Annotated in this window: 13 protein-coding genes; 5 read left to right on the top strand and 8 right to left on the bottom strand. The window is 59.6% G+C overall.

Annotated features, from left to right (window positions below; genetic code table 11):
* Window positions 1–7: 7 nt before the first annotated feature.
* Window positions 8–1,207, bottom strand: a complete 1,200-nt coding sequence (gene fes / locus IM303_RS20550; protein ID WP_193360211.1) for an enterochelin esterase — start codon at window positions 1,205–1,207, stop codon at window positions 8–10.
* Between the two features lie 145 nt (window positions 1,208–1,352).
* Between fes and IM303_RS20545 the strand changes: the two genes are divergently transcribed.
* Window positions 1,353–3,602, top strand: coding sequence for a TonB-dependent siderophore receptor (locus tag IM303_RS20545; RefSeq protein ID WP_193360210.1), 2,250 nt, complete (start codon window positions 1,353–1,355; stop codon window positions 3,600–3,602).
* 81 nt (window positions 3,603–3,683) lie between these two features.
* Window positions 3,684–4,373, top strand: a complete 690-nt coding sequence (gene entD, locus IM303_RS20540) for an enterobactin synthase subunit EntD (protein ID WP_193360209.1) — start codon at window positions 3,684–3,686, stop codon at window positions 4,371–4,373.
* On the opposite strand, the gene IM303_RS20535 is transcribed toward entD, so the two are convergent.
* The 7 genes from IM303_RS20535 to betT all read right to left on the bottom strand — a co-directional run bounded on the left by IM303_RS20535 (window position 4,309) and on the right by betT (window position 10,759).
* A complete protein-coding gene (locus IM303_RS20535; RefSeq protein ID WP_193360208.1) occupies window positions 4,309–5,148 on the bottom strand; it encodes a metal ABC transporter permease in 840 nt (279 codons plus the stop codon). The genes entD and IM303_RS20535 overlap by 65 nt on opposite strands.
* Complete coding sequence (sitC, locus tag IM303_RS20530) at window positions 5,145–5,993, bottom strand: iron/manganese ABC transporter permease subunit SitC (RefSeq protein WP_048998924.1); 849 nt, start codon at window positions 5,991–5,993, stop codon at window positions 5,145–5,147. Before sitC ends, IM303_RS20535 begins: the two co-directional genes overlap by 4 nt.
* Window positions 5,990–6,796 carry an iron/manganese ABC transporter ATP-binding protein SitB gene (gene sitB, locus IM303_RS20525; RefSeq protein ID WP_192971433.1) on the bottom strand — a complete coding sequence of 269 codons (807 nt, stop codon included), beginning with the start codon at window positions 6,794–6,796 and terminating at the stop codon, window positions 5,990–5,992. The genes sitC and sitB overlap by 4 nt, the downstream gene beginning before the upstream one ends.
* Before the next feature lie 2 nt (window positions 6,797–6,798).
* On the bottom strand, window positions 6,799–7,710 hold the full coding sequence (locus IM303_RS20520; RefSeq protein ID WP_047362700.1) for a metal ABC transporter substrate-binding protein: 912 nt from the start codon (window positions 7,708–7,710) through the stop codon (window positions 6,799–6,801).
* A gap of 203 nt (window positions 7,711–7,913) precedes the next feature.
* Window positions 7,914–8,198: a NadS family protein gene (gene nadS / locus IM303_RS20515; protein WP_041910964.1), complete on the bottom strand. Its 285-nt coding sequence runs from the start codon at window positions 8,196–8,198 to the stop codon at window positions 7,914–7,916.
* A gap of 2 nt (window positions 8,199–8,200) precedes the next feature.
* Window positions 8,201–8,587 (bottom strand): type II toxin-antitoxin system RelE/ParE family toxin, encoded by a 387-nt coding sequence (locus tag IM303_RS20510; protein WP_041912044.1) that lies wholly within the window; start codon window positions 8,585–8,587, stop codon window positions 8,201–8,203.
* Between the two features lie 138 nt (window positions 8,588–8,725).
* A complete protein-coding gene (gene betT, locus IM303_RS20505; RefSeq protein ID WP_048998926.1) occupies window positions 8,726–10,759 on the bottom strand; it encodes a choline BCCT transporter BetT in 2,034 nt (677 codons plus the stop codon).
* Between the two features lie 128 nt (window positions 10,760–10,887).
* Here betT and betI point away from each other — a divergent pair, with 128 nt between their 5' ends.
* From betI to betA, 3 genes are read left to right on the top strand one after another with little or no spacing between them, the layout of a single operon-like run.
* Window positions 10,888–11,475 (top strand): transcriptional regulator BetI, encoded by a 588-nt coding sequence (gene betI, locus IM303_RS20500; protein WP_023334836.1) that lies wholly within the window; start codon window positions 10,888–10,890, stop codon window positions 11,473–11,475.
* Window positions 11,476–11,488: 13 nt separating this feature from the next.
* The gene (gene betB / locus IM303_RS20495) at window positions 11,489–12,961 is read left to right on the top strand and encodes a betaine-aldehyde dehydrogenase (RefSeq protein ID WP_048998927.1); all 1,473 of its coding nucleotides are present in this window, start codon (window positions 11,489–11,491) and stop codon (window positions 12,959–12,961) included.
* 13 nt (window positions 12,962–12,974) lie between these two features.
* Window positions 12,975–14,639 (top strand): choline dehydrogenase, encoded by a 1,665-nt coding sequence (betA, locus tag IM303_RS20490; protein ID WP_048998928.1) that lies wholly within the window; start codon window positions 12,975–12,977, stop codon window positions 14,637–14,639.
* Window positions 14,640–14,745 lie beyond the last annotated feature (106 nt).

Genomic DNA, 14,745 nt, shown 5'->3' with positions numbered 1-14,745 from the left:
GACTCCGTTAGTGAATGAGCGGCTGCCAGAGGGTCATCAGCCCCTGCGTCAGCCCACCGCGCCAGCAAAGCGCATCGTGTCCGCCGTCAACCTGACGCCAGATAACCGGTTGCTGAGTGTGTAGTTCGGCGAGGATCGCCTGGTTTGCGCGCAATATAAGCGGCTCGTTGCGCCCGGCTTCAAGAAGGATGCGTAGCCCGCGAGGGGATATTTCGCCGGTTTTAAGTTGTTCGATTAACAGCCCGTCCTGCTGCCCGCCGCGGTGCGGCCACCAGTAGGAGCCGGACTGGCTGAGCACGCAGCCAAAACGCTGCGGCCAGTGCAGTGCGGCATAAAGGGAGGAGAGACCGCCAAAGCTTTGCCCTGCGACCACCGTACGGTCGGCGCGGTCGCTAAACGGCGCGCGTTGTTGGACAAGGGGGAGAAGTTCTTCCTGCACCGCCAGCCAGAAGTCGGGATTGCACGGTAGCTCGCGGTTACGGTGCTCCATATTAATAACATCGATTAAGACGTAGACCGCAGGCGGCAGGTTGCGCTCGGCGGTGAGCGACGCCAGCGCAGGCCAGACGGGCATGCTTTCCGCCCAGAACTGCCCGTCAAGCAGCACCGCCAGCGGGCGTTCGGGGCTTTCATCCCCGGTGGTAAAAATCCACACGCAGCGACGGTTCTTCAGGCGCGCGCTGTGCCACTCAATGCAGACAGGCTTTTTGTAAGGCGTATCAGGATGGTTCCAGCCCGGCTGTACGGGCGCCTCCGGCATTTCCAGCGCCGAGACGGCGTGCCCGCGCCCGCCGCGCCAGCTCTGCGGATTCAGCGGGTCTGAAACCGCGTGAGGCAGCAGCTTGCGCCAGCCTTCGCGCAGCGCCATGCGGTCCGGCTGCTCGCCTTCAAATACTGCATCGGCAAAATCGTTTTCGTTATCGGAGGGGATAAAACAGTAGCTGCCGCGCCATTCGGGGCTGAACTCCCCCTGCCACTGCCAGACGTCGGTATCGGGAATGCGTTCAAGCGATTGCGGGCGGGCATTCTGATGGTGGTCGGTCACGCCGGTAACGTAGAGCCAGACGCGTTTAACCGTCGAGGTCTGCTGGGTTCCTGCCGGGTCCCGCCACCAGAATGTGACGCGATAGTTTTCCTCATGACGTTGCCATTCCGGCCCGTTTTTCGACTGCCACCACGCTTCACTTCCGGTTGTTAACGCCGTCACCCTTATAACCCCATGTTTAGCAATATTTTTTGTTTCAGAGCAAATTTTATTGATAATATTATTGATAACTATTTGCATTTGCAATAGCGTATTGCCCGCGCTGTGGGAAGCGCGTTCATAAATAACCATAAAAGCGGGACGTACAATGAATAAGAAGATTCACTCTCTGGCCTTGCTGGTCAATTTAGGGATTTATGGCGTCGCGCTGCCTGCCATGGCAGACGACAACGCCGCCTCTGCGCAGCACGAAGACACCATGGTGATCACCGCCGCCGAGCAGAATTTGCAGGCGCCTGGCGTGTCGACCATCACCGCCGATGAGATCCGCAAAAACCCGCCCGCGCGGGACGTGGCGGAAATCATCCGCACCATGCCGGGCGTTAACCTGACCGGGAACTCCACCAGCGGCCAGCGCGGGAACAACCGTCAGATCGACATTCGCGGCATGGGGCCAGAAAACACCCTTATCCTGATCGACGGCAAGCCGGTGACCAGCCGCAACTCCATCCGTCTGGGCTGGCGCGGCGAGCGTGACACCCGCGGCGATACCGGCTGGGTACCGCCGGAGATGATCGAGCGTATCGAAGTGATCCGCGGTCCGGCCGCCGCGCGCTACGGCAACGGCGCGGCGGGCGGCGTGGTGAATATCATCACCAAAAAATTCGACGACCAGTGGCACGGCTCCTGGAACACCTACCTGAATGCGCCAGAGCATAAAGACGAAGGTTCTACCAAGCGCACCAACTTCAGCCTGAGCGGCCCGCTGGGCGGCGACTTCAGCTTCCGCATGTTCGGTAACCTGGACAAAACCCAGGCCGACGCGTGGGACATCAACCAGGGTCACCAGTCTGACCGTACCGGTGCCTACGCCGACACGCTGCCCGCGGGCCGTGAAGGGGTAGAGAATAAAGACATCAACGGCGTGGTGCGCTGGGACTTCGCGCCGATGCAGTCACTGGAATTTGAGGCGGGCTACAGCCGCCAGAACAACCTCTACGCCGGTGATACCCAGAACACCAACAACGACAACAGCTCCAGCGGGCTGGTGAAAAAGAACTACGGCAAAGAGACCAACCGAATCTATCGCCAGAACTTCGCGGTGACCTGGAACGGCGGTTGGGACAACGGCATTACCACCAGCAACTGGGCGCAGTACGAGCACACCCGCAACTCCCGTCTGGGCGAAGGGCTGGCGGGCGGTCTGGAAGGTCTGTTCAACAGCAATAAATTCACCGACACCGACCTGGCCGACGTGATGCTGCACAGCGAAATCAACCTGCCGATTGATTTCCTCGTTAACCAGAACCTGACGCTCGGCACCGAGTGGAACCAGCAGCGCATGAAGGACTCGACCTCCTTCACGCAAACCCAGCAGGGCGGCACCATCCCGGGCATGAGCGAAGACCGTAGCCCGTACACGTCAGCGGAGATCTTCTCCCTGTTTGCCGAAAACAACATGGAGCTGACCGACAGCACCATGCTGACCCCTGCCCTGCGCTTCGACCACCACACAATCGTGGGCAATAACTGGAGCCCGTCCCTGAACCTGTCGCAGGGTCTGGGGGATGACTTCACCCTGAAGATGGGCATCGCGCGCGCCTACAAAGCACCAAGCCTGTACCAGACCAACCCGAACTACCTGCTCTACAGTAAAGGCCAGGGCTGCTACGCCAGTTCCGACGGCGTGGGCTGCTACATGATGGGCAACGACGATCTGAAAGCGGAAACCAGCATCAACAAAGAGATTGGCCTGGAGTGGAAACGCGACGGCTGGCTGGCGGGCGTGACCTGGTTCCGCAACGACTATCGCAACAAGATTGAAGCGGGCTACGCGCCGATTGGCCAGACGTCCTCCGGCAAAGTCACTACCGATATTTACCAGTGGGAAAACGTGCCGAAGGCGGTGGTGGAAGGTCTGGAAGGCTCCCTGAACGTGCCGGTCAGCGACACCATCAACTGGACCAACAACATCACCTATATGCTGCAAAGCAAGAACAAGGAGACCGGCGACCGTCTGTCGATCATTCCTGAGTACACGCTGAACTCAACCCTGAGCTGGCAGGTGCACCAGGATGTGTCATTGCAGTCGACCTTCACCTGGTACGGCAAGCAGCAGCCGAAGAAGTACAACTACAAAGGCCAGCCGGTGACCGGGTCTGAGAAAGACGAGGTCAGCCCGTACAGCATCGTTGGCCTGAGCGCCACCTGGGACGTGACGAAAAACGTCAGCCTGACCGGCGGCGTGGACAACGTCTTCGACAAGCGCCAGTGGCGCGCGGGTAATGCCCAGACCACGGGGAACGCGACAACCGGCGCGTATATGTACGGTGCGGGTGCGTATACGTATAATGAACCGGGTCGCACCTGGTACATGAGCGTAAACACAAGATTCTGATACAGGCAGTGACCTCCCCCTCTCCCTGTGGGAGAGGGTTGGGGTGAGGGCATCAGTCCGCACAATTCAGAGGGAAAAACCATGCACACCGCCCACAGCACATTTTCTCTCGCCGGCCTCACCCTCCACCGCATCACCTTCGACCCCGCCACCTTCACCGACGCCGATCTCCTCTGGCTCCCCCATCACGCCCAGCTCGCTGACGCCGGACGTAAACGCAAGGCCGACCATCTGGCAGGACGCATCGCCGCCGCGCACGCCTTGCCTGACCACACCGTTCCCGCCATCGGCCCCAGCGGGGAACCGCTCTGGCCGAACGGAATTTACGGCAGCATCACCCACAGCGGCACGGAGGCGATGGCTGTCGTCGCGCCTTACCCTGCGCTTATCGGTATCGATAGTGAAGCGATCCTCGCCGAAAATGAAGCAAGGGAAATCAAAGATGGCATTATAGATGCCCATGAAGAGCGTGTGCTTTCCCGCTCGGGTTACCCGTTCGCCCTCGCCCTGACGCTGGTTTTCAGCGCCAAAGAGAGCCTGTTTAAGGCTCTCTTTCCGCAGGTGCAGGCTTACATGGGGTTTGACAGCGCGCGCGTCACCCTGCTCGACGATAACACGCTCACGCTGGCGTTGACCCGTCAACTGTCAGGCTTTAACGAAGGCACCGCCTTCGCCCTGCACTGGCAACTGCGCGGCGAGCAGGCGATCACCCTGCTGTCACACGTTCCTGCCGACGCGCCTTCACGCTGGTCACCACAAACGTCACGATAAACACCACCGCGAACAGGACCACAATGGTCGGCGCGGGTGCGCTGTCGAGATAAAACGAGGCATACACGCCGCTGACCGACACCAGTACTGATACCGCCACAGCCACCAGCAGCGCCATGTGAAAGCGTCGGGCGATCAGCACCGCCACCGCGCCGGGGGCAATCAGCAGCGAAATCGACAAAATAATCCCCACCGCCTTCAGCGTCGCCACGATGGTCAGCGACACCATGCACAGTAAGCCATAGTGCAGCCAGCGGGCGCGCAGGCCGCTCGCCTGCGCCTGCTGATAGTCAAAGCAGAACAGCAGGAAATCACGCCATTTCAGGCCAATCACCAGCGCAATCAGCCCCGCGACGAAACCGCTTTGCAGAATGTCCATCCCGTTAATGCCCAGCATATCGCCGAACAGAATGTGGTCGAGATGCACCTCAGGTTTAACGGCGATATAAAGGATCAGCCCCGCGCCGAACATCCCGGAAAAGACAATCCCCATCACCGTATCCTGCTTGATCCGGCTGTTGTCCTTGAGGTAGCCGGTGGCGACCGCGCAAAACAGACCGGCAACGAACGCGCCCAGCGCCAGCGGCAGGCCCATCACCCACGCCAGCACCACGCCGGGAAACACCGCGTGGCTCATGGCGTCGCCCATCAGCGCCCAGCCTTTCAGCACCAAAAAAACCGACAGCAGCGCGCAGGGCACGGCTACCAGAAGTGAAATCAGCAGCGCGTTGTTCATGAACGCAAACTGGAAGGGTTCAAGGAGCAGCGCCATCATGGGTGTGCCTCCTTCGCGCGACGACGGCTGGCGAGCAGCCCGTGCTTCGGCGCAAAGACGAACGCCAGCAGGAACAGCAGCGTCTGGGCGACCACAATAATGCCGCCGGTGGCGCCGTCCAGGTAATAGCTGGCCCACGCGCCGAGGAAGCTGGTGAGGCTGCCAATGGCGACGGCAATCATCAGCAGACGCGGGAAGCGGTCGGTCAGCAGCCACGCGGTTGCGCCGGGCGTAACCACCAGGCAAATCACCAGAAACGCGCCGACGGTTTGCAGCGCCGCCACGGTAGAGACCGCCAGCAGCGTGAAGAACAGGATCTTCAGGCGCTCAGGGCGCAGGCCGATGGCGCGGGCGTGGTTCTCATCAAAAAAGGTCACCATCAGATCTTTCCATTTGAACAGCAGGATAACCATCGACACCACGCCGATAATCGCCAGCTGGACGATATCCTCCGGCGCGATAGCCAGAATATTGCCGAGCACGATGGTCTGAATATTTACCGAGGTCGGGTTGAGCGAGACCATAAACAGCCCCAGCCCGAAAAAGGAGGAGAAGATCAGCCCGATAATGGCGTCCTCCTTCAGGCGGCTGCGCTGGTTGAGAAACAGCATACTACCCGCCGCCAGCCCGCCCGATAAAAACGCCCCCAGCGAGAAAGGCAGCCCGAGCATGTAAGCCCCCGCCACGCCCGGCACGATGGAGTGAGAGAGCGCATCGCCGATCAGCGACCAGCCTTTGAGCATCAGGTAGCAGGAGAGAAACGCGCAGAGCCCACCCACCATCGCCGAGACCCACATCGCGTTAAGCATGTACTCATAGCTGAAGGGTTCGAGAAGCGCGTTCATTTTGCCTCCTGCCGGTGCGTCACGAAGGGTCGCTCGTCGTCGGTGATAATGCGCTCTTCAGAACCGCTGAGCACCACGTGGCGCAGCACGCCGCTGAAGGCGCGCTCAAGGTTTTCGGCGGTGAAGGTGGTTTCCGTCGGGCCGCTCGCCAGCACGGTGCCTTTGACCATCACCGTGTAATCGCAAAACTCCGTGACCGAGCCTAAATTGTGGGTCGAGACCAGCATGGTTTTGCCCTCGTCGCGCAACTCGCGCAGCAGGCTGATGATTCTGGCTTCGGTTTTAACGTCCACGCCGGTAAACGGCTCGTCGAGCAGGATCACCTCGCCCTGCTGGGCAATCGCCCGCGCCAGAAAGACGCGCTTCTTTTGTCCGCCGGAGAGCTCGCCAATCTGCCGGTGGCGCAGCTCGAGCATATCCACGCGCATCAGGGCGTCGGTCACGATCTGCCGATCTTGCACTTTAGGCCGCCGCAGAAATCCCATATGCCCGTAGCGCCCCATCATCACCACGTCCTCGACCAGCACCGGAAACGACCAGTCGACCTCTTCCGACTGCGGCACGTAGGCGACCAGGTTCTGGCGCAGCGCCCGATGAGGCGGCAGCCCATTGAGGGTGATAGTGCCGCTCGCCGCCCGCACAAAGCCCATCACCGCCTTAAACAGCGTGGACTTGCCGGAGCCGTTCACCCCCACCAGCGCGGCAATCGATCCACCGGGCACGCTGAACGACGCATTGCGTAGCGCCGTGTGGCCGTTGCGGTAGGTCACGGTCACGTCCGTGACGACAATCCCCTTCTGCATGGTCACTCCTTCATGCCGTCGCGAATGCCCTGCACCAGCGTGCGGGTGGTGACGTTCAGCAGGTCGATATAGGTCGGCACGGGGCCGTTTTCCGCACTCAGGGAGTCAACATACAGCACACCGCCGTAGTGGGCGCCGGTTTCCCGCGCCACCTGACGCGCCGGCTTATCGGAGACCGTGCTTTCGCTGAATACCGCCGGGATGCGATGTTTCTTCACCAGATCGATCACCTTGCGCACCTGCTGCGGCGTGCCCTGCCGATCGGCGTTGATCGGCCACAGGTAAAGTTCCTTCATGCCCAGATCCCGCGCAAGATAGGAGAAGGCGCCCTCGCTGGTCACCATCCAGCGTTTGTCTTCCGGGATCTCCGCCACCTGCTTGCGCAGCGGTTCGAGGGTCGCGACGATCTTCTGCTTGTAGGCCTCAGCGTTGCGTTGGTAGACCTGCGCGTTGGCCGGGTCGTACTTCACCAGCGCGTCGCGGATGTTATCAACGTAAATCAGCGCGTTGTCCGGCGACATCCACGCGTGCGGGTTAGGCTTGCCATCGTACGGCCCCTCGCTGATGCCCATCGGGGTGATGCCCTGGGTGACAATCACCTCCGGCACGCCGTTCAGGTGCTGATAAAAACGCTGGAACCACAGCTCCAGGTTCATGCCGTTCGCCAGGATCAGCTGCGCCTTTTGCGCGCGCTTGATATCCCCCGGCGTGGGCTGGTACTCGTGGATTTCAGCGCCCGGTTTAGTGATGGAGGTGACTTCTGCGGCATCCCCCGCCACGTTTTTCGCCATATCCGCGATGACGGTAAAGGTGGTGATGACCTGGAACTTTTCAGCCGCCAGCGCGCCCGTGCTGGTCGTAGCCGTGAGCAGCGCGCCGAGCAACAGACGCTTTAATCCTTGCAGTGGGTGCATCGCAGAAGTCTCCTGAGGTGGCGAAATTCAAAGCAAAATTAGCCCGTGCTATAAGGTATAGCACAGGCTATATTTAAATGAAAATGGTTATCATTAAAGTTATGTCAATGAAGGGCGGGCCTGACGGCGCTTCGCTTATCAGGTCTACGTAAAAGCAGTTTTGAAGGCCGGGTAAGCGCAGCGCCACCCGGCATAAGGGCGACTCACAGCCCGGCAAGTGCCTTGTAAAATGCAGGATTCTCCCTAATCACATTAAGTACCTTCGCCGCCAGCCCGGTTGGATTGCGGCGTTTGGACTCCCAGCTCTTTATTGTATCGACGCTCGTGCCAAGCGCCTTCGCCATTTCGCTTTGCGTGATATTGAGCTGCTCTCTGATGGCACGCACATCAGCAACTTCATAGCGGGTTACTCGGGAAGCGGCTTTTCTTCCGTTATGGATCTCAACGGCCTCTTCAAGCGAAGATTTTAATTCATTAAAAATACTCATTATCAGCCTCCACCTGCCTGATTGGGGTACATAGTACACCTCTCATTTACGGCACTGGAAGCAGTATTTTTCAGAATGGAAGTCAGCTTTTTAAGTTCTGCTTTCTCTGCCTCTGTCAGGCTGTCCTTTATGCATTTTGGATAGGCCATAATGAAATAGATGACCTCCTCCGTGGCCAGAAAGTAAATCACTCTGATACCCCCTCTCTTTCCCTTTGAGGCTGCCGCCATCCTTATTTTACGTAAACCACCCGTCTGCTGGATCAGGTCACCTTTATCAGGCCACGCAATAAGTTCCTTTTGCAGATCCTTTAATTCATCATCCGTAGCAATGCTTTTAATCTGTCGGGTAAAGAGTGATGTTTCGATAAACTCTATCGCATGACTCATCCATAGTTCCTTCCCTAAACGCAGCAAAAGCCCGAATGCTTCAACACCAGGCTCATGCTGCATGGTTACTCTTCCTTGAGTAATGCTGCGCCAAATAACTGTATTTATATACAGCCTAAAGGTATTTTAAGAATCCGTTTAGACATCCGGGAACATCACGCTATTCCCCGGCGCTTCCCTGTGCAGATGGATAAAGTTCAGGTGCCGTTCATACTGGTCCAGAATGTCCGTAATCACCTGCTCCTTGCTGTAATCCATCAGGTCATTCCCCTGGCTACCTTCTAGTAAGAAGGTTTCCAGCCGGTAGTAGGTTGATTTCCCGCTGCGCGCCCGGTAGGTAAAGCCGGGCACCGAGTACTGCTGCGGCCAGATCTGATAGACAAAGTTCTGCTCGTCGCCCATGTGCACCAGCAGATCCAGGTGCCCCAGGGTTTCGCCCTCCTCCGGCGGCAGGTTTTTCAGCTCCACGTACGCACCGCGCAGCTTCAGCTCCTGCGCCACCTCTTCCATCGCCGGGAAGCAGACCGTCTCCATCATCTGTTTGGTGTAGCGCGTGCCCGGGTAGTTCATCAGGCGCGACAGGCGTTTCTTCCAGCTCAGCCTGTCCTGGGCCCCCATTGGACGCGGCGCGGTGTCGCGGCTGGCGCTGACGCGTCGATAATCTTCCACCTTGAGCGATTTATACAGCCCGGCCATCACGAAGAAGATCACAAAGCTGAACGGCAGGCCCATGATCACCGTGGTGTTCTGCAACGCCGAAATGCCGTTGGTCATCAGCATGCCGAGCGTCAGCAGGCCGATGGCGACCGACCAGAAGATGCGCAGCCAGTTCGGCGCGTCGCTGTTGATGTCCTTCAGCTTTGAGGTGAAGTTCCCCAGCACCAGCGCGCCGGAATCCGCCGAGGTGACGTAAAACAGCAGGCCGGTGATGGTCGCCACGGAGGCGCTAAAGGTGAACGCCGGATACTGCGCCAGCAGGCTGTAGAAGCCGCGCTCCGGGTGCGCCATCGCTTCCTGGGCAAAGGTTGCGTTGCCGTGGATGATCTCGTGCAGCGCGCTGTTGCCGAAAATCGACAGCCACAGCAGGGTAAAGGTGAACGGGATAATCAGCGTGCCCATCACAAACTGGCGGATGGTACGGCCACGCGAAATGCGCGCCAGGAACAGGCCGACAAACGGCGACCACGCAACCCACCACGCCCAGAAGAAGAGCGTCCAGCTGTTCATCCACTCTACCGGGCGGTCGAAGGCGAAACTGTTCAGCGTCATGCCCATAAAGCGGTTCACGTAGTCGCCCACGTTAAGCACCAGGGCGTTGAGCAGGAACGAGGTGTCGCCCATAAACAGCACGAACAGGATCAGGCCCAGCGCCAGCGCCACGTTCAGCTCGGAGAGCACGCGGATGCCCTTATCCACGCCGGAGGTCACCGAAATGGTGGCGATAATCACCGAGAGCGCAATCAGCGCCGCTTTCGCCGCCATCGAATCCGGAATATCAAACAGCACGCTCAGCCCGTAGTTGAGCTGCACCACGCCAATCCCGAGCGTTGTCGCGATGCCGAAGATGGTGCCAATCACCGCCGCGATATCGACGCTGTGGCCAATCGGGCCGTTGATCTTTTTACCGAAAATCGGGTACAGCGCGGAGCGGATGGTGAGGGGTAAATTATAACGATAGCTAAAGTATCCGAGCGCCATGCCCATCAGGGCGTACATCGACCAGCCCGTCAGGCCGTAGTGGAACAGCGTCCAGACCATCGCCTGGCGCGCGGCCTCCATCGTCTGCCCCGCCCCTTCCGGCGGCTGCATATACTGCGTGACCGGCTCCGCCACGGAGAAGAACATCAGGTCGATGCCGATGCCCGCGGCAAACAGCATCGCCGCCCAGCTTAGCAGGCTGAACTCGGGCTTGGACTGCTCTGGCCCGAGCTTCACCGAGCCGAAGCGCGAGCAGGCAATGCAGACCACGAAGACAATATAGAGCGTCGCCGCCAGCAGGTAGTACCAGCCGAAGGTCTTCGACACCCAGTTCAGGGTGCGGCCAATCCACTCGGCAGAAAAATCGTTAAAGAAAATGGTCGTCAGGGAAAACAACAAAATCAGCCCGGCGGACGTGTAAAAAACGACCGGGTTGATTTTGTCTTTTTCTCTGTCTTGTGAAAGGTCTGTCATCCAGTATCCCCACTGTTTTTGTAACTATTGAAATCCAAAATCGAAACAATTAAGACACATTTTATATTGAACGTCCAATCAAAAACCGCTTTAATAGATTACCAACGCTGATGAATGGAGTGGCAAAAATGCCCAAAGTGGGGATGCAGCCGATCCGGCGCAGGCAGCTTATCGACGCCACGCTGGAAGCAATTAATGAAGTGGGCATGCATGACGCAACCATTGCGCAGATCGCCCGTCGGGCGGGCGTGTCCACGGGGATCATCAGCCATTATTTCAAAGATAAAAACGGCCTGCTGGAAGCGACTATGCGCGACATCACCGGCCAGCTGCGCGATGCGGTGTTAAGCCGCTTACGCGCCCTGCCGAACGGCAGCGCGGAGCAGCGTTTGCAGGCGATTGTCGGCGGCAATTTTGATGAAACCCAGGTCAGCGGCGCGGCGATGAAGGCCTGGCTGGCCTTCTGGGCGAGCAGCATGCATCAGCCGATGCTCTATCGTTTGCAGCAGGTCAGCAGCCGCCGGTTGCTCTCAAACCTGGTGTACGAGTTCCGCCGCGAGCTGCCGCGTGAACAGGCTGAAGAGGCGGGCTACGGGCTCGCCGCGCTGATTGACGGGCTGTGGCTGCGCGCCGCACTCAGCGGCAAACCGCTGGACAAAACCCTCGCACAATCGCTCACCAGCCACTTTATCAGCCAGCATTTACCGACCGAATAACCGAGGAGGAAGCATGTCCCGAATGGCAGAACAGCAGCTTTATATCAATGGTGGTTATACATCCGCCACCAGCGGTCGCACCTTCGAGACCATCAACCCGGCCAACGGTGAAGTTCTGGCGAGCGTGCAGGCCGCCGGGCGTGAAGACGTGGACCGCGCCGTAGAGAGCGCAAAGCGGGGGCAAAAAATCTGGGCGGCGATGACCGCCATGGAGCGCTCGCGCATCCTGCGTCGCGCTGTCGATATCCTGCGCGAGCGCAACGACGCGCTGGCGAAGCTGGAAACCCTCGACACCGGCAAGGCGTTTTCTGAAACCTCGACCGTCGACATCGTCACCGGCGCGGACGTGCTGGAGTACTACGCGGGGCTGATCCCGGCGCTGGAAGGCAGCCAGATCCCGCTTCGCGACACCTCATTCGTCTACACGCGCCGCGAGCCGCTGGGCGTGGTGGCGGGCATCGGCGCGTGGAACTACCCGATCCAGATCGCCCTGTGGAAATCCGCCCCGGCGCTGGCGGCGGGCAACGCGATGATCTTCAAGCCGAGCGAGGTCACCCCGCTCACCGCCCTGAAGCTGGCGGAAATCTACACCGAGGCGGGCCTGCCGGACGGCGTGTTTAACGTCCTGCCGGGCGTGGGCGCGGAAACCGGTCAGTACCTGACCGAGCATCCGGGTATCGCGAAAGTCTCCTTCACCGGCGGCGTCGCCAGCGGCAAAAAGGTGATGGCGAACGCAGCGGCCTCGTCTCTGAAAGAGGTGACGATGGAGCTGGGCGGCAAATCGCCGCTGATTGTGTTTGACGATGCGGATCTGGATCTCGCCGCAGACATCGCCATGATGGCCAACTTCTTCAGCTCCGGCCAGGTGTGCACCAATGGCACCCGCGTGTTCGTGCCTGCAAAATATAAGGCCGCGTTTGAGCAGAAAATCGTTGAGCGCGTGGGCCGCATCCGCGCGGGCGATCTGTTCGATGAAAACACCAACTTTGGCCCGATGGTCAGCTTCCCGCATCGCGACAGCGTGATGCGCTACATCGCCAAAGGCAAAGAAGAAGGTGCGCGCGTGCTGTGCGGCGGCGACGTGCTGAAGGGCGACGGGTTTGATAACGGCGCGTGGGTGGCCCCGACCGTGTTCACCGACTGCACCGACGAAATGACCATCGTGCGCGAAGAGATCTTCGGCCCGGTGATGTCCATCCTTACCTATGAAAGCGATGAAGAAGCCATTCGCCGCGCCAACGACACCGACTACGGTCTGGCGGCGGGCATCGTCACCGCCGATCTGAACCGCGCGCACGGCGCCATTCACCAGCTTGAAGCGGGCATCTGCTGGATCAACACCTGGGGTGAATCCGCCGCGGAGATGCCGGTTGGCGGCTACAAGCACTCCGGCATTGGCCGCGAGAATGGCGTGATGACGCTTCAGAGCTACACCCAGGTGAAGTCCATCCAGGTTGAGATGGGTAAATTCCAGTCCATATTTTAACCGGGAGGTTTATTTGCAATTTGACTACATCATTATCGGGGCCGGCTCTGCCGGCAACGTACTGGCTACACGACTGACTGAAGATCCGAACACCACCGTCCTGCTGCTTGAGGCGGGCGGGCCGGACTACCGCTTTGATTTCCGCACCCAGATGCCTGCCGCGCTGGCCTTCCCGCTGCAGGGCAAGCGCTACAACTGGGCGTATGAAACCGAGCCAGAGCCCTTCATGAACAACCGCCGCATGGAGTGCGGACGCGGCAAAGGGCTGGGCGGCTCGTCATTGATCAACGGCATGTGCTACGTGCGCGGCAACGCGATGGATCTGGACAACTGGGCGAAAGAACCGGGTCTGGAGCACTGGAGCTACCTCAACTGCCTGCCCTACTACCGCAAGGCAGAGACCCGCGACGTGGGGCCGAACGATTATCACGGCGGCGACGGTCCGGTGAGCGTCACCACCTCTAAGCCGGGCGTAAATCCGCTGTTTGAAGCAATGGTGGAAGCAGGCGTGCAGGCGGGCTATCCGCGCACCGACGATCTCAACGGCTACCAGCAGGAAGGCTTTGGCCCGATGGACCGCACGGTTACGCCGCAGGGCCGACGCGCCAGCACCGCGCGCGGCTATCTGGACCAGGCAAAACCGCGTCCTAACCTGACTATCCGCACCCACGCCATGACCGATCGCATTATTTTTGACGGCAAGCGCGCGGCGGGCGTTGAGTGGCTGGAAGGCGAAAGCACCATTCCGTCAAAAGCGACGGCGAATAAAGAAGTCCTCCTGTGCGCAGGCGCCATTGCGTCACCGCAGATCCTCCAGCGTTCCGGCGTGGGCAACGCTGAATTGCTGAAGCAGTTCGATATCCCGCTGGTGCATGATTTACCCGGCGTGGGGGAAAACCTGCAGGATCACCTGGAGATGTACCTCCAGTACGAATGCAAAGAGCCGGTCTCCCTTTACCCTGCCCTGCAGTGGTGGAACCAGCCGAAGATTGGCGCCGAGTGGCTGTTTGGCGGCACCGGCGTGGGTGCGAGCAACCACTTCGAAGCGGGCGGATTTATCCGCAGCCGCGAGGAGTTTGAGTGGCCAAATATTCAGTACCACTTCCTGCCGGTGGCGATTAACTACAACGGCTCGAACGCGGTGAAAGAGCACGGCTTCCAGTGCCACGTCGGCTCCATGCGCTCCCCGAGCCGTGGACACGTGCGCATCCAGTCGCGCGATCCGCACCAGCATCCGGCGATCCTGTTCAACTATATGTCCCACGAGCAGGACTGGCAGGAGTTTCGCGACGCGATCCGCATCACCCGCGAGATCATGCACCAGCCCGCGCTGGACAAGTACCGCGGCCGCGAAATCAGTCCGGGTATTGACTGCCAGACCGATGAGCAGCTGGACGAATTCGTGCGCAACCACGCCGAAACCGCCTTCCACCCGTGCGGCACCTGCAAGATGGGCTATGACGAGATGGCGGTGGTCGACGGCGAAGGCCGCGTTCACGGGCTGGAAGGGCTGCGCGTGGTGGATGCGTCGATCATGCCGCAGATCATCACCGGCAACCTGAACGCCACCACCATTATGATCGGCGAGAAAATTGCTGATGCGATTCGCGGGCGCGAGCCGCTGGCGAAGAGCACGGCGGCGTATTATGTGGCGAACGGGGCGCCGGTCAGGCGCTGAGGATATTTCCCCTCCCCCTGGCCCTCTTCCATATGGGAGAGGGCTTCCCACCCAAAATTTATTTTTATTTTCCTGCATCCACTTCACCCCCTCCCCTCGTATATGT

This window comes from Enterobacter cloacae complex sp. P38RS, assembly GCF_014930775.1.
Taxonomy (GTDB): Bacteria; Pseudomonadota; Gammaproteobacteria; order Enterobacterales; family Enterobacteriaceae; genus Enterobacter; species Enterobacter bugandensis.
The sequence above is the reverse complement of the archived record's forward strand: the minus strand, read 5'-3'. Positions and strand labels throughout refer to the sequence as shown.

What these genes read in the sequence shown, in the direction of transcription:
- IM303_RS20520 (WP_047362700.1), bottom strand. Translation starts at nt 7,710, where the DNA reads ATGCACCCACTGCAAGGATTAAAGCGTCTGTTGCTCGGCGCGCTGCTC.
- betB (WP_048998927.1), top strand. Translation starts at nt 11,489, where the DNA reads ATGTCCCGAATGGCAGAACAGCAGCTTTATATCAATGGTGGTTATACA.
- sitC (WP_048998924.1), bottom strand. Translation starts at nt 5,993, where the DNA reads ATGAACGCGCTTCTCGAACCCTTCAGCTATGAGTACATGCTTAACGCG.
- IM303_RS20510 (WP_041912044.1), bottom strand. Translation starts at nt 8,587, where the DNA reads ATGAGTCATGCGATAGAGTTTATCGAAACATCACTCTTTACCCGACAG.
- sitB (WP_192971433.1), bottom strand. Translation starts at nt 6,796, where the DNA reads ATGCAGAAGGGGATTGTCGTCACGGACGTGACCGTGACCTACCGCAAC.
- entD (WP_193360209.1), top strand. Translation starts at nt 3,684, where the DNA reads ATGCACACCGCCCACAGCACATTTTCTCTCGCCGGCCTCACCCTCCAC.
- betI (WP_023334836.1), top strand. Translation starts at nt 10,888, where the DNA reads ATGCCCAAAGTGGGGATGCAGCCGATCCGGCGCAGGCAGCTTATCGAC.
- nadS (WP_041910964.1), bottom strand. Translation starts at nt 8,198, where the DNA reads ATGAGTATTTTTAATGAATTAAAATCTTCGCTTGAAGAGGCCGTTGAG.
- betT (WP_048998926.1), bottom strand. Translation starts at nt 10,759, where the DNA reads ATGACAGACCTTTCACAAGACAGAGAAAAAGACAAAATCAACCCGGTC.
- IM303_RS20535 (WP_193360208.1), bottom strand. Translation starts at nt 5,148, where the DNA reads ATGATGGCGCTGCTCCTTGAACCCTTCCAGTTTGCGTTCATGAACAAC.
- IM303_RS20545 (WP_193360210.1), top strand. Translation starts at nt 1,353, where the DNA reads ATGAATAAGAAGATTCACTCTCTGGCCTTGCTGGTCAATTTAGGGATT.